Genomic DNA, 13,439 nt, shown 5'->3' on the forward strand with positions numbered 1-13,439 from the left:
GCCACGGTCTCCGCTCCACCCTGGTAGTCGGCTCTCGCCCGACCGGATACGCTGAGCGCGGTAACGGTCCCCGACACCGGGCGGCACTCACCCGCGGCCACGAGCCGGCGGGCCCGCCGGGCGGTCGGGTGGTGAATCTGGAGGCGGGTCGAGCGGTGAACGAGCAAGACGAGGCGAAGAAGCCGAAGGGCCGGAAGAACGGCCTGAACTCGGGCGTCAGCGACGAACTCGCGCAGAGCATGCGCACCGGCTGGGCCGACACCGACCGCGGCGGGCTCGAGCCCGGCCCGCAGGCGCCGTACACGGCCAAGCGGCGCAAGGCGCTGTCCGCCGCGTTCCCCGGCGAGCGCCTGGTGATCCCGTCCGGCCGGCTCAAGACCCGCTCGAACGACACGGAGTACCCGTTCCGCGCGGCCTGCGACTACGTCTACCTCACCGGCGACCAGACCGAGAACGGCGTGCTCGTGCTCGAGCCCAAGGCGGACGGCGGCCACGACGCCGTGGTCTACCTGCTGCCGCGCTCGAGCCGGGAGAACGGCGAGTTCTGGCTGGACTACCAGGGCGAGCTGTGGACGGGCCGGCGCAACTCGCTGACCGAGTCCGCCGCCCTGCTCGGCCTTCAGGCCCGCGACTCGCGCACCGCCGCCGACGTGCTGGCCGCGGCGGTGGCGGCCGCCCCGGAGATCTCCACCCGGATCCTGCGCGGCCACGACGCGGAGCTCGACGGCCTGCTCGCGGTGCTCGACACCGGCTGGCAGGGCGAGCGCGCCACCGCCCGGGACGAGGAGCTCCAGGTCTTCCTGCACGGCCTGCGCCTGGTCAAGGACGAGTGGGAGATCGAGCAGATGCGCGCGGCCTGCACCGCGACGGCCAAGGGCTTCGAGGATGTCGTGCGCGAACTCGCCCAGGCCGTGGCCACCTCCGAGCGCTGGATCGAGGGCACCTTCTTCCGCCGCGCCCGGGTCGAGGGCAACGACGTCGGCTACGGCTCGATCTGCGCGGCCGGCCCGCACGCGACCACCATGCACTGGGTGCGCAACGACGGCCAGGTGCGCCCGGGCGAGCTGCTGCTGCTGGACGCGGGCGTCGAGACGGACACGCTCTACACCGCGGACGTCACCCGCACCCTGCCGATCAACGGTCGCTTCGACGAGGTGCAGCGCAAGATCTACCAGGCCGTCTACGACGCGCAGGAGGCCGGCATCGCCGCCGTGCGCCCCGGCGGCCGGTTCCGCGACTTCCACCTGGCCGCCCAGCGCCTGCTGGCCGAGCGGCTGGTGGAGTGGGGCCTGCTCGAAGGCCCGGCGGACCGCGTCTTCGAGCTCGGCCTGCACCGCCGCTACACGCTCACCGGCACCGGCCACATGCTCGGCCTGGACGTGCACGACTGCGCCAGCGCGCGGGTCGAGGACTACGTCGACGCGGAACTGGTGCCCGGCATGGTGCTCACGGTCGAGCCGGGCCTGTACTTCCAGGCCGACGACCTGACCGTGCCCGCCGAGTACCGCGGCATCGGCGTGCGGATCGAGGACGACCTGCTGGTCACCGCCGACGGTGCGGAGAACCTCTCGGCCGCCCTGCCGCGCGCCGTCGACGAGATCGAGGCGTGGATGGCCCGCCTGGCCGCCTGAGCCACGGCCGTAAGGCCTGAGCCGGCTTCCAGAGCCCTGCGACGTGCGCGTCGCAGGGCTCCGGCCTTTCCGGCCGTCTCGTTCCGGCGGCTCGGCCGGCGAGCCTGGGCGGCGCCTCACCGCGCCACTGCTCCACAGTCCTCGCGTTTCGCTTTCAGCAGGCCGGGAAGCTGCGCAAGCAGCTCCCTGACTTGCCGCACCGTCGCGAACGGCATCAGCGTCGGCATCAGGCTCTGCAGCGTGTGCGCGGCCAACGCCGCGTCCAGCGCCTCGGTCAGCTCGCACGCGGCGGCGCCCCAGTCGAGACAGCGCTCGAAGTCGCGGGTGTAGGCGGCCACCCGCGTCGCCTCGGCCATCACCACGGCCCGCGCCTTGACCCGGGCCGGGCCCAGGATCGCCACGGCGTCGGTGGCCAGCGTCGCGGCGCTCTCGTCCCCGAGCACCGCCGTGGCGTGCGCCGCGGCGGAGAGCAGCCGGGACTGGTCGAAGAACCGGGTCCACGGCAGCGAACCGTCGCCGGGACGCGGGTTGGGCAGGTCGCCGCCGAGCTCGATGGCCTTGTCCAGCGCCTCCCGCGCCTCCGGCCGCTCGCCCAGCTCCGCCGCGTACAGCGCGGCCCGGGCCAGCGCCCAGGAAGCCGCCCGCCGGTCGTTGCCGGCGTGGAACGCGGCCGCATCAGCCAACTGCCACGCCGTGGCCGGATCCTCGCGCCGATGCGCCGAATACGACACCAGCGTCAGCGTGCCGGCCAGCAGTGAAGCCTCGCCGGCGCTCTGCGAGGCGCTGATCGCGGTATCCCAGAACTGGTTGGCGGCAGCCGTTTCGCCGCGTTCCAGCGCCACCCAGCCCGCCAGCGCGGCGCAGCGCCCAGCCTGCACGGTGAGCCGGCGCCGGACCGACTCGTGCCGTGCGGCCGTGAGCAGGGCGGTGATGGTGGCCAGATGTCGGTCCACGGTCGGGGCGAGCAGCCTGGCCGGGCTGTGGTGTTCGAGGTCGAACAAGCGCGAGGTGGCGCTCTCCACCAGATCCGCGGTGCGCGAGTCGACGCTGGAGGGGTGCTCGAGCGCGTGCCGCAGCCGCCCCACCGCGTCCCCGGTCGTCGGAAAGGCGGCCGGTCCGGCCACATCCGCGCGCGACTCCGGTCCGGTCTGCCGAAAGCCGAGCTCGTGCACGGAGAGCCCGGTCACCGCCTGCAGGACCCGGAGATAGTCGGCGCGGCAGCTGACGTGCTCGCCGGTCTCCCACTTCTGCACGAGCCGCTTCGTGCACTGATTCGGCGTGCCGAGCGCGAGCCCGGCCGAGCGCACCGCCGCGGCGAATTCGGTCTGGCTCAGCCGCATCGCCTGCCGCGTGCGGCGCAGCGCCAGGTTCGGCGTGCGCAGTTCAGGTTGCATGGTCACGGAGGAAAGCTAAGACCGGAATCGCGCCGACGCCCGCGCTATTCATCCCAAAGGATTACTATCTTCGCTGCGTACGACGCCTGAACTACATCTCGCCACGCCGCCCGGTTTTTGCTCTGATAGTCACGTCGGTCCGCGCCGCGGGCCCCGTGAGCAAGGATTCAGGATGACGCAGAACCCGAACGCTGAACCGGTACGCACCCTGACACCCCGGCCCGCCCCCTACGGCACCGCCACCCCGTCGGCCCGGCTCGCCCACGACCTCGCCGCCCGCCTCCGCACCGGCCTGTCCGCGGCAGGGTTCGAAGTCGACCGCGACTTCCCCCACCTCCGCGGCGACACCACCGCCTCCGACGAGCCCTTCCTCACCCTCGGCCGCCTCCGCCCGAACGTCGTCGAGCGCCTGCTCGCCCTGCTCTTCTGACCCCGCCGCATGCGGCGCCCGGCACCCGCACCCGAGCGGCCGGAGGGAACGCCGAGTATCGAACCGCTGTTCTCCCCACCCCGCGCTCAACCCCAAGCCCCACCCGGCAGAAAACGCCAGACCGCCGACCGCCCCGGTCGGCTCTTTTCATGTCCGGGGATGTTCCTTCCGAAGACCGCGCAGCCGGCCGAAGGCGTTGCAACCGCCCAGCATGATGCCAGGTCTAGAAGGATGAATGCACCTGCATGGGCATCGCGCGGAGGATGGAATGTCTGAGTACCGCGACGACGTCGTGGACTTGATCGCGGACGAGCGGCGAGCGAGCTTGGCCGAGTGGACGAGGGTGTCGCGGCTGGCCCTGGGCCTGACCTTCGCTGCGCTTCTCCCGATCGGGGCGCTCAGATTCGGCATGTCCGCTGATTCGCTCTTGCTCGGCGGGGTGATCGGATCGGTTGTGGCGGCCGCAGTGATGGCCCTCGGATTGTGCCTGGGGATCAGTCTGGGTTGTCTGCTGGCGGTTCCGTTGCTGCGCCGCGAGGTCAGCGGTATAAGGGCAACTGTTGGGCTATCACGCCGACTGCGACTTCTGAACCCGGTCGCGGCTGTGGCCGGAATGGTCCTGGTGGATGCGGCCGTGATGTGGGCGCTCTCCGATGCGCTCCCCTTCCGAGCTGGGCTGCTCAGTTGCCTGTATTACTGCTTGCCCGCCGTTCTGCTGACTTCTCTGGCTGGTCCGCGCTCGCATGGCAGGCTGCTGGTTCTCGGCACGGTCTTGGTGGCGGGAGTATCGCTCGCCTTGCCTGTCAAGGCGTTGCAGACCGGCGTTGCCGCGCAGCAGTGGCTGAGCGGCAGCGGGGTGTCGGAGCGTGCACAGGCACAGGTGGTGGTCCTGCCGGGATTGGTGCAAGAGCCGTACACGTTCGAGGGCGATATGCTCATCGCCCAGTTCGATACCGTGCAAAACGGGCTGCGCAGCTGGTCTGCGGTCGAGACGGTGAGGGTTGGGAGAACCGACCCTTGCGGACCGATACTCGATGCAGACGGTGACGGTGACGAGGCCGACTCGCTATCGTGCGCGCAGGTCGCCCCTGACTTGTGGTTCCGCGGCGGTCAGCTCGGACAGAGCACCGGGTATGTGCTGGAGCGTGACGGATTGACCATCACTGTCTCCGAGAGTTGGGTGGACGTCGATACTGGCGCGCTGCGTCAGGCGGTCCTCGCGGCGCATCCTGCCTCTGATGCCGAACTGTGGACTCGGGAAGGCTCCGCGAGGCACTCCCTCATGGGGTTGCTCCTGCTGTGAGACGCCACGGCGCGAGCCGCGAAGTCCAAGCCACCGCGCCGACGCCCGGATCCGACTGCAGAGACACCAGCCCAGCTCTACCGTCCACAGGTATTGACAATAGCTCCCTCTGACGCGACATGGCTCACAGTCGCAGTTCGGGCGGGAAGCCGGTCCAGCGCAGCTCGGTGGGCAAGTGCTGCATGTCGTTGTAGACCAGGATCGAGGACAGCCGTCCTGGCGCGTAGCGGATGACGGTCAGGGCGGCGTTGGCGTGGTTGAGGCCGAGCCAGCGCCACTCCGGGGCGTCGGTGGCGTGCCGGACCAGCCATGCGATCAGGAAGTTGTGGGTGACGATCAGTTCGTGGCGTTCCTGGTCGCCGGGCACTGGTCCGGTGAACTGCGCCAGGGCCTCGTGGGCAAGTACCGGGCCGTGTTCCCGGTCCTCGTCCGCGAACTGGGCGAGGAACCGCAGGATGTTGTCGGCGCTGTCGGGGGGCAGTTCGTCGCGGTGGGGGAAGTAGGGGACGTAGTCGCCGGCGATGTCCGATGCGGCGACGGCGACGCCGTCCAGGTGCTCTCCGATCAACCGTGCGGTCTCCGCGGCGCGGGGCAGCGGTCCGTGATGCATGACCGAGATGGGTCGGGTCGCCAGCCGGCGGCCGAGCAGATCGGCTTGTCGGCGGCCGTTTTCGGATAGTCCGCTCTCATCGGTCGTCGCCTCGCCGTGGCGCACCAGATACAGGTAGCGGGTGGCCGTTCCCGTCATGCCCAAGACCCCCTCGTTGCGCGTGCCGTGGGCACACCATATCGTCTCGATGTATCAGTCCGATATATGCTCTCAAGCGTGCCAGAGACCTGTCACCCCCCAAGACGGAGGCCGCTTTGTCATCCGCGCAGCTGTACGACACGATCGGCTCCGCCTACACCGCGACGCGGCGCACTGAGCCGCGGATCGCTCGGCGGGTGTGGGACGCGCTCGGTGACGCGCGGACCGTGCTGAATGTCGGGGCGGGCACCGGCTCGTACGAACCCTGCGACCGTGACGTCACCGCGGTGGAGCCGTCGGCGGTCATGCGGGCGCAGCGGCCTGCGGGTGCGGCTCGGTGCGTGGGGGCCGTTGCGGAGCGGCTTCCGTTCGCGGATCAGACCTTTGATGCGGCGATGGCGTTCGCCACCATCGATCATTGGCGCGACCCTTTCGCGGGGCTGCGCGAGATGCGGCGGGTCGCTCGGCGCGTGGTGGTGTTCACGAAGGACTTCAGTGACACCGATCTGTTCTGGCTGGATCGCGACTATCTGCCCGAGCGCAACGGATTGGTGGCCGGGCGGCCGTCGCTGGCCGAGTTGGCCGGCTCGATCGAGGCTAAGGTGGAATCGGTGCTGATCCCTTGGGACTGTGCCGACGGCTTCTACGAGGCCTACTGGCGTCGGCCCGAGGCGTACCTCGACGGCGATGTCCGGCGTGGGATGTCGATCTGGGCCAGGGTCGGGGCGGCTGCGGAGCAGCGGGCTGTGCGCGATCTTCGGGCTGACCTCGCATCCGGGCGGTGGGCCGAACGCAATCGCGACCTCGTCGATCTCGACGCGGCGGAGCTCGGCGTGCGCCTGCTCATCGCGTGAGGCGGGCACGGTGCCGGCCGCACCCGGCACCTGTGCGCTCACCTCATCTCACGGCACCCCACCGCAACCCCCGCCTCAGGCGCTCTCGCCGCTTTTGCGCCGCACGAGGCAGAAAGGATGCCCTGCCGGGTCGGTGAGCACCCGATAGCCGTCCCGGTCGCCCTGACGGGGCTGGGCGGGCTTGCCGGCGCCGAGTTTGAGCAGCTCGGCTTCGGCCGCGTCGAGGTCGTCGACGTCGAAGTCGAAGTGCAGCTGCTGCGGGACGCTCTGCTCGGGCCAGTTCGGGGCGCGGTAGCCGGCGACGCGCTGGAATCCGATCCTGAGGCCGTCGGCGGCGGTCAGGCCGGCGAAGTCGGCGTCTGATCCGGGGTGCGGCTCGAATCCGGTGGCCTGGCGGTAGAACGCCGCCAGGGCCAGCGGGTCGGCGCAGTCGAGAGTTATCGCAGACAACTTCAATGGTGCGGGCATGGCTCGGTCCTCCCCGATCGGCGATCCTTCGCGCCCACCATACGCCGCTTGACGGTCAGGGCAGCGCGAGCTCGAACCAGACGCTCTTGCCGCCGGTGGTGCGGCGGGTGCCCCAGCGGTGCGAGAGCTCCTTGACCAGGTGCAGGCCGCGGCCGCCGTCGTCGTCGTGGCCGGCGGTGCGCAGCCGGGGGACCTCGTCCGAGGCGTCATAGACCTCGCACAACAGAGTTCTGTCACGCATCAGCCGGACGCTGATCGGGCCGTTCGAGTACAGCAGGGCATTGGTGACCAGCTCGCTCGCCAGCAGCTCGGCCGTCTCCTCCAGCTCGGCCAGGCCCCAGTCGCTCAGGGTGCTGCGCACGGCGTGCCGGGCCCGGGCCACGGCGGGGAGTTCGGGTTCGACGACCCAGTTCGCCGTGGCGGTGGACGGGACGCCGCGCACGCGCGCGATCACCAGCGCGGCGTCGTCCATGGTCCGGTCGCCTCGCAGACCACTGATGACGGTGTCGGCGATCGCCTCCAGCGGCAGCGACGGGTCCTTGATCTCCCGGGCCAGGTCGGCCAGGCCGTCGTCGATGTCGCGGCCGGGGGCGCGGCTCTCCACCAGACCGTCGGTGCACAGCACCAGCAGGCTGTCGTCCTCGAGGTCGATGTCCAGGCTCTCGAAGGTGTGGCCGCCGACGCCGAGGGGCACGCCCGCGGGCAGCTCGATCACCTGCGGGCCGCCCTGGGCCGGGACCATCAGCGGCGGGATGTGGCCCGCGCGGGCGATCCGGCAGATCCGGGTGGTCGGGTCGAACACGGCCACCAGGCAAGTGGCGAAGAGTATCTCGCCGTCACCGAGGTGCTCGGTCAGCTCGTCGAGGTGGTGGAGCACCTCGGCCGGCTGCAGGTCCAGGCTGGCGACCAGGGTGCGGGTGGCGGTCCGCAGCTGGCCCATCACGGCCGCCGCGCGCACGCCGTGGCCCATGACGTCGCCCACCACCATCGCGACCCGCCCGCCGCGCAGGCCGATCACGTCGTACCAGTCGCCGCCGACGCCGGTCAGGTCGCTCGCGGGCAGGTAGCGGTGCGCCACGTCGACGCCGGTGTGGTCGCCGGAGTCGGCCGGCAGGAGCGCTCGCTGCAGCATCAGCGCCGTGTGCCGCTCGTGGCTGTAGAGCCGCGCGTTGTCCACGCAGAGCGCCGCCCGCGCGGCGAACTCCTCGCCCAGCACGGCCTCGCCGCCGGAGAACGGACGGCGGTCCGGGCCGCGGGTGAACATCGCGATGCCCAGTACGGCGCCGCGTGCGACCAGCGGCACCACCAGCATGCAGTGGCCCAGCAGCAGCGGCCCGGGGGACGGCTCGGAGCTCGGCCACAGCTTCAGCGTCGCGGCCTGGTCGAGGGCGGGCAGGGTGCGCGGCCGGCCGGAGCGCAGGACCTGGCCGAACACCGAGTTCTGGCCGTGCACCACGGTCTGGTCCACCGGCAGCAGCGCCTCGAGCGCCGGATCCTGCGCCCGCGCGGCCACCCGGCGCACGCGCACCTCGTTGTCGGGGCGCACCAGCGGCAGTTCGAACTCGTCCACCACGGTCTCGAGCAGCGCCACCGACGCGGTGTCGGCGAACCGCGGCACGGCCACCGCGAGCAGCTCCCGCGCGGTCTGGGACATGTCGAGGGTGGTGCCGATCATGGTGTTGGCCTCGGTCAGCAGCTGCACCCGGCGCATCATCGCGACCGACGCGGCGTGCTCCTGGAACTGGCCGATCGCGGCCAGCGCCGCCTCGGCGGTGCCGAGCGGAGCGGGCTTCGCGGCGGGCGCGGACTGGCCCACCCGGTCGGTGACCACGATCAGCGCGCCCGGCCGGCCGCGCCGGTCCTGGATCGGCTGCCAGCCGCACTCCACCGGATGCACCAGGCCGTCGGCGTCGAGCAGCGGGAGGGAGCCGGACCAGCTGCGCCCGGTGAGCACCGTGCCGAGCAGTTCGTCGAGGGCGGAGCGGTCTTCCGGCCGTACCATCAGGGTTCGCATACGGCGGCCGCAGGCCCGGCCCGCGGACAGCCCGAACAGCGCCTGGGCCCCGCGGCTCCAGCTGGTGATCCGTCCGTCCGTCCCGACCGTCAGCGTGGCCGGCCACGGGCGCTGCGGGGCGGCCGGGGCGGCTTCACCCCCGAACGCCCTGTTCCAGGGTGTTGCCCCCATTTCGAGCTCACTCTCGTTCGTCCAGGTGGGCGGTCGGAAGTATACCGTCCTGTCAGGGTCATGAATCAAGGGAGGCGGACGAATTCCCAGGTGGCCGCAGCCGTGCGGGCCACCGCCCGGAGCCTGTCGTGACCCTACCCGGGGCTCGGGCCGGGCACGCGCGGGGCCGGGGGCGCACGGAGGCTCGCCCCCGCGTGCGAGGTGGTGAATTTCCGCTCGGCGGCGCGTGAGCACGCGCGGGAGGGGAGAGAACGCGCGGAGTCGCCGGATACGCGCGGGGGCGCCGAAACCGGTGTGAGCGCCGGGTATGCCGCCGCGCGGCGGTTCTAACCCTCGCGGATCGTCAGCGTGCCGGCGAGGTCGAGCTCCGCGGTGGTGCCGGCGACGCCGGCCCGGGTGAGCAGTACGGCGCCGAGTGCGGCGCTCCAGAAGGTGCGCGACTCGGTCTCGGGGGAGCGGCCGAGGCCCCAGTCGCGTTCCTGTGTCAGGCGTCTGAGATAGCGCGCGGACTGGCCGAAGAGCAGGTGCAGGTGCTTGTCGACGACCGGGGCCAGCGCCGGGCGGGAGATCGCGGTCGCGAGGGCGCGGGCGACGGACGGCAGCGACGGCATCGCGAGGACGGCCTGGGCGATCTCGGTGCGGAACGCGGCGGCGTCGGCGGCGCGCAGGCCGACGGACTCGATCGCCTCGGCGTCGTGCAGCAGGCCGAGGAACGCGGCGTGCACGAGCAGCGAGTCCTTGGAGCCGAAGTAGTACGTGACCTGGTTGGGGAACACGCCCGCCGCGGCGGCGATCTGCGCCACGCTCGGCTCGGTGCCCGGCTCCCGGGCGCACAGCCGCGCGGTCTGCTCGATGATCCGGTACCGGGTGGAACGCCCGCGTCCCCGGGCCGGCTCGAGCGGGGGGCGCGACTTCGGATCGGTGGCCACGATCGAATTGTATGTGATACAACAAGTCGAGGAAGTTGTATGCCGTACAAGAGACGAGGGAGCGGGTCTGATGGCGGGCAGCGACAGCGCAGTGGTGGTCACCGGGCTCGGCGCGATCACGCCGCTCGGCGGGGACGTCGCCTCGACCTGGGCGGGGCTGCTGGCCGGGCACTGCGGGGTACGGGACGAGGCGAAGGGCCTGCTCGCGGGCGCCGACCTGCCGGTCACCCTGGCCGCGGCGATGGCGCTCGACCCGGCGGGCGGGCTGACGCCGGTCCAGGCCCGCCGCCTCGACCGGTCCCAGCAGGCGGTGCTCGCCGCGGCGGCCGAGGCCTGGGCCGACGCCGGGTCGCCCGAGCCGGACCCGGACCGGCTGGCGGCGGCGATCGGCACCGGCATCGGCGGCGTCAGGACTCTGCTGCAGCAGGACGACGTGCTGGAGGACGGCGGCGCCCGGCGGGTCTCTCCGCGCGCCGTGCCGATGCTGATGCCGAACGGCCCGGCCGCCCTCGTGAGCATCGAGTACGGCGCCCGCGCGGGCTCCTACACGCCGGTGTCGGCGTGTTCCTCCGGCGCCGAGGCGATCGCGTTCGGCGCCCGGCTGATCCGGTCGGGCGAGGCCGACGTGGTCATCGCGGGCGGCACGGAGGCCGCCGTCACCCCGCTGACGATGGCGGCCTTCGCCCAGGCCGGCGCGCTCTCCCGCCACGCGGGCGACCCGGCCGGCGCCTCACGGCCGTTCGCGGCCGACCGCGACGGGTTCGTGCTGGGGGAGGGGGCGGCGGTCGTCGTGCTCGAGAGCGCCCGGCACGCGGCCGCACGCGGGGCCCGCGTGCACGCCGTGCTCGCGGGCGCCGGGATCGCCTCGGACGCCTACCACTTCACCGCTCCGGCACCGGACGGGCGCGGGCAGATCTCCGCGATCCGCAAGGCGCTCGGCCAGGCCGGGATCGCTCCGGCCGACGTCAGCCACGTGAACGCGCACGCGACCGGCACGGCGGTCGGGGACGCGGCCGAGGCGGGCGCGATCCGCGAGGTGTTCGGCGCCGGCGTCGCCGTCACCGCGCCGAAGGCCTCGTTCGGCCACCTGGTCGGCGCGGCCGGCGCGCTCGAGGCGCTGATCGCGGTCCTAAGCCTCGAGCACGGCGTCATCCCGCCCACCCGCAACCTGACGGACGCACAGATCGATCCGGACATCGAGCTCGACGTCGTGGCCGTACGGCGCGAGACGCCGCAGCGCGCCGTGCTCTCGAACTCGTTCGGCTTCGGCGGTCAGAACGTGTCGCTGGTCTTCACCGGGCGCGGATGACGAGCGCGGGCTCAGCCCTTTGACTCGGCCTGAGCCAGCAGCGAGCCCACCCACGGGCTGAAGTACGAGGCGTAGGTGACGTCCGGAGTGTCCCCGCCCGCTTCGTAGCCGCCGATCACCCCGACCACCGTGCCCAGGCCCGTGTTCGCGTCCACGTCGCGCAGGAACGGGCCGCCGCTGGTGCCGCCGGGGTAGTTCTTGCAGTCGAACTGGAGCTGAGCGGTCGTCAGCGACGGGTCGTTGACCTGGGTCGTCATGTTGGTGCAGGTGATCGGCTTCTCCGTGTCCTGCGGATAGCCGATGACCTGGGTCAGCCCGGAGTAGGCCGGGGCGATCTGGATGTCGTCCCCGCCGACCACGTCCTGGATCCGGGCGGAGGAGCCGGCTTCGTGCACGACCAGGAACGCGATGTCGTAGTCCGGGTCCTCGTCCGCGGCCCACTGCGGCGGCACCACCACGTCGGCGGGCGTCCAGACCCCGTACGGGTCCTGACCGTCGTGGTATCCGGGCACGAACGCGAGATCGGTGTAGGCGCCGTTGGTGTCGTAGACGCAGTGCGCGGCGGTCAGCAGCACGTCGCCCTGCGGGCTGTTGACCACCGAGGCGGTGCAGTAGTGGCCCTGGCCCTGCACGGAGCCGTCGGTCGCGCTGAAGAGCGCGCCGACCTGGGGCACGCCGCCGAACGGCGAGCTGGCCAGCGGAGCGGAGACGGCCATGGGGGAGCCGCCGGCCATGATCCCCTGCTCGACCACCCCGCCCATGCCGGGGCTCGGCAGCGCCGCGGAGCCGGCCGGGCCGTCGCCCGCGGTGCCGGAGCCGACCGGCGGGGTCCGGCCGACCGGGCCGAGCCGGGCGTTCCAGTACGACGCGGCGGCGTCGGCGGCGGCCGAGGGGATCGGGATCACCGCTCCGCCGGTGGACTGCGCGTAGGCGCCGTCGTGCCCGCCGGAGATCGGCCACAGCAGCACAGCCGCGACCACGAGGACCGCCGCTCCGGTCGCGGCGAGTCCGAGGGAGCGCCTGCGGGCGCCCTCGCGCGCAGCTCGGGCCATGTCAGCTCAGGTTCCCGCCATCTCGAGGAGTGATCAGCCGCGGGCCGGCGCCCGGCAGCGGGGGGCACGGGAAGCCATGATCCCTGCTGCCGGGCGCCGACGCCAGGCCGACACCTGAATAACTCAGAACCCGCGCGCGGCGCGCAGGGACTCCTTGAGCGATCCTACGGTGGCGAGCACGGCGGAGGGCTCGTAGCCGCAGTGCGCCATGCAGTTGGCGCAGCGCGGGTCCTTGCCGCGGCCGAACTTCTCCCACTCGGTGGTCTCGATCAGCTCCTTGTAGGTCTTCGCGTACCCGTCGTTGAGCAGGTAGCAGGGCTTCTGCCAGCCGAGCAGCGAGTAGGACGGGATGCCCCACGGGGTGCACTCGAAGTCCCGCTTGCCCTCGAGGAAGTCGAGGAAGAGCGCCGAGTGGTTGAACCGCCACTTCTTCCGGTTGCCGTTGTCGAAGGCCTTGCGGAACAGCTCCCTGGTCTGCTCCACGCCGAGGAAGTGCTCCTGGTCCGGAGCCTTCTCGTAGGCGTAGGCGGGGGAGATCTGCAGCTGATCGACCTTCAGCTCGTCGTTGAGGTAGTCGAGCACGTCGATCACCGACTGCGGCGTGTCGGTGTTGAAGAAGGTCGTGTTCGTGTTGACGGTGAACCCGGCCTCGCGCGCGATCCTGATGCCCTCGACGGCCTCCTCGAACCCGCCGTCCTTGCACACCGACTCGTCGTGGCGCTCCTTCAGGCCGTCGATGTGCACGACCCAGGCGAAGTACGGCGACGGCTTGAACTTGTGGATGTGCTTCTTGATCAGCAGGGCGTTGGTGCACAGGTAGACGAACTTCTTCCGGGCGATCAGCTGCCGGACGATCTCGTCGATCTGGGGGTGCATCAGCGGCTCGCCGCCGGCGAGGGAGACCATCGGGGCGCCGCACTCCTCGACCGCGGCCACAGCCTGCTCCACCGGCATGCGCTGCTTGAGGATCGAGGCCGGGTGCTGGATCTTCCCGCAGCCGGCGCAGGCCAGGTTGCAGGCGAACAGCGGTTCCAGCTCGACGATGAGCGGGAACTTCTTGACCCCCTTGATCTTGTTCTTGAACAGATAGCTGCCAATCTTCACGGACTGGCGCAGTGGAATGCCCATGATCCCCT

11 protein-coding genes and 1 pseudogene are annotated in these 13,439 nt (G+C 71.7%); 5 read left to right on the top strand and 7 right to left on the bottom strand.

The genetic code is table 11. The annotated features are described in order from the left end of the window. The first annotated feature begins 155 nt into the window (after positions 1–155). Complete coding sequence (locus ACTRO_RS34905; protein ID WP_245594585.1) at positions 156–1,631, top strand: aminopeptidase P family protein; 1,476 nt, start codon at positions 156–158, stop codon at positions 1,629–1,631. 116 nt (positions 1,632–1,747) lie between these two features. On the opposite strand, the gene ACTRO_RS44350 is transcribed toward ACTRO_RS34905, so the two are convergent. Continuing rightward, complete coding sequence (locus tag ACTRO_RS44350; protein WP_483758855.1) at positions 1,748–3,025, bottom strand: NsdA family TPR-like regulatory protein; 1,278 nt, start codon at positions 3,023–3,025, stop codon at positions 1,748–1,750. Positions 3,026–3,197: 172 nt separating this feature from the next. Here ACTRO_RS44350 and ACTRO_RS34915 point away from each other — a divergent pair, with 172 nt between their 5' ends. Together ACTRO_RS34915 and ACTRO_RS34920 are read left to right on the top strand one after the other, a co-directional pair. Continuing rightward, the gene (locus ACTRO_RS34915) at positions 3,198–3,455 is read left to right on the top strand and encodes a hypothetical protein (protein WP_034270126.1); all 258 of its coding nucleotides are present in this window, start codon (positions 3,198–3,200) and stop codon (positions 3,453–3,455) included. Between the two features lie 268 nt (positions 3,456–3,723). Next, positions 3,724–4,758, top strand: a complete 1,035-nt coding sequence (locus tag ACTRO_RS34920; RefSeq protein ID WP_034270129.1) for a hypothetical protein — start codon at positions 3,724–3,726, stop codon at positions 4,756–4,758. A gap of 124 nt (positions 4,759–4,882) precedes the next feature. On the opposite strand, the gene ACTRO_RS34925 is transcribed toward ACTRO_RS34920, so the two are convergent. Continuing rightward, positions 4,883–5,506, bottom strand: a complete 624-nt coding sequence (locus ACTRO_RS34925) for a histidine phosphatase family protein (RefSeq protein WP_034270131.1) — start codon at positions 5,504–5,506, stop codon at positions 4,883–4,885. 122 nt (positions 5,507–5,628) lie between these two features. Between ACTRO_RS34925 and ACTRO_RS34930 the strand changes: the two are divergent. Further along, a pseudogene (locus ACTRO_RS34930) lies at positions 5,629–6,360 on the top strand (class I SAM-dependent methyltransferase); the annotation flags it as partial. A gap of 75 nt (positions 6,361–6,435) precedes the next feature. On the opposite strand, the gene ACTRO_RS34935 reads toward ACTRO_RS34930, so the two are convergent. The 3 genes from ACTRO_RS34935 to ACTRO_RS34945 form a co-directional block, all read right to left on the bottom strand. After that, positions 6,436–6,828, bottom strand: a complete 393-nt coding sequence (locus ACTRO_RS34935; protein WP_034270134.1) for a VOC family protein — start codon at positions 6,826–6,828, stop codon at positions 6,436–6,438. A 55-nt stretch (positions 6,829–6,883) separates the two neighbouring features. Next, positions 6,884–9,013 carry an ATP-binding SpoIIE family protein phosphatase gene (locus ACTRO_RS34940; protein WP_051451842.1) on the bottom strand — a complete coding sequence of 710 codons (2,130 nt, stop codon included), beginning with the start codon at positions 9,011–9,013 and terminating at the stop codon, positions 6,884–6,886. Between the two features lie 326 nt (positions 9,014–9,339). Further along, positions 9,340–9,942, bottom strand: a complete 603-nt coding sequence (locus tag ACTRO_RS34945) for a TetR/AcrR family transcriptional regulator C-terminal domain-containing protein (protein ID WP_034270138.1) — start codon at positions 9,940–9,942, stop codon at positions 9,340–9,342. 70 nt (positions 9,943–10,012) lie between these two features. Here ACTRO_RS34945 and ACTRO_RS34950 point away from each other — a divergent pair, with 70 nt between their 5' ends. Beyond that, entirely contained in the window at positions 10,013–11,251 is a 1,239-nt protein-coding gene (locus ACTRO_RS34950; protein ID WP_034270141.1) for a beta-ketoacyl-[acyl-carrier-protein] synthase family protein, read from the top strand. 11 nt (positions 11,252–11,262) lie between these two features. Here ACTRO_RS34950 and ACTRO_RS44355 read toward each other — a convergent pair whose 3' ends face one another. Both ACTRO_RS44355 and hpnH read right to left on the bottom strand, forming a co-directional pair. Next, a complete protein-coding gene (locus ACTRO_RS44355; protein ID WP_051451843.1) occupies positions 11,263–12,303 on the bottom strand; it encodes a trypsin-like serine peptidase in 1,041 nt (346 codons plus the stop codon). A 123-nt stretch (positions 12,304–12,426) separates the two neighbouring features. Beyond that, entirely contained in the window at positions 12,427–13,431 is a 1,005-nt protein-coding gene (gene hpnH / locus ACTRO_RS34960) for an adenosyl-hopene transferase HpnH (RefSeq protein ID WP_034270144.1), read from the bottom strand. Between the last annotated feature and the right edge of the window lie 8 nt (positions 13,432–13,439).

Source organism: Actinospica robiniae DSM 44927 (assembly GCF_000504285.1).
GTDB classification, from domain to species: Bacteria; Actinomycetota; Actinomycetes; order Streptomycetales; family Catenulisporaceae; genus Actinospica; species Actinospica robiniae.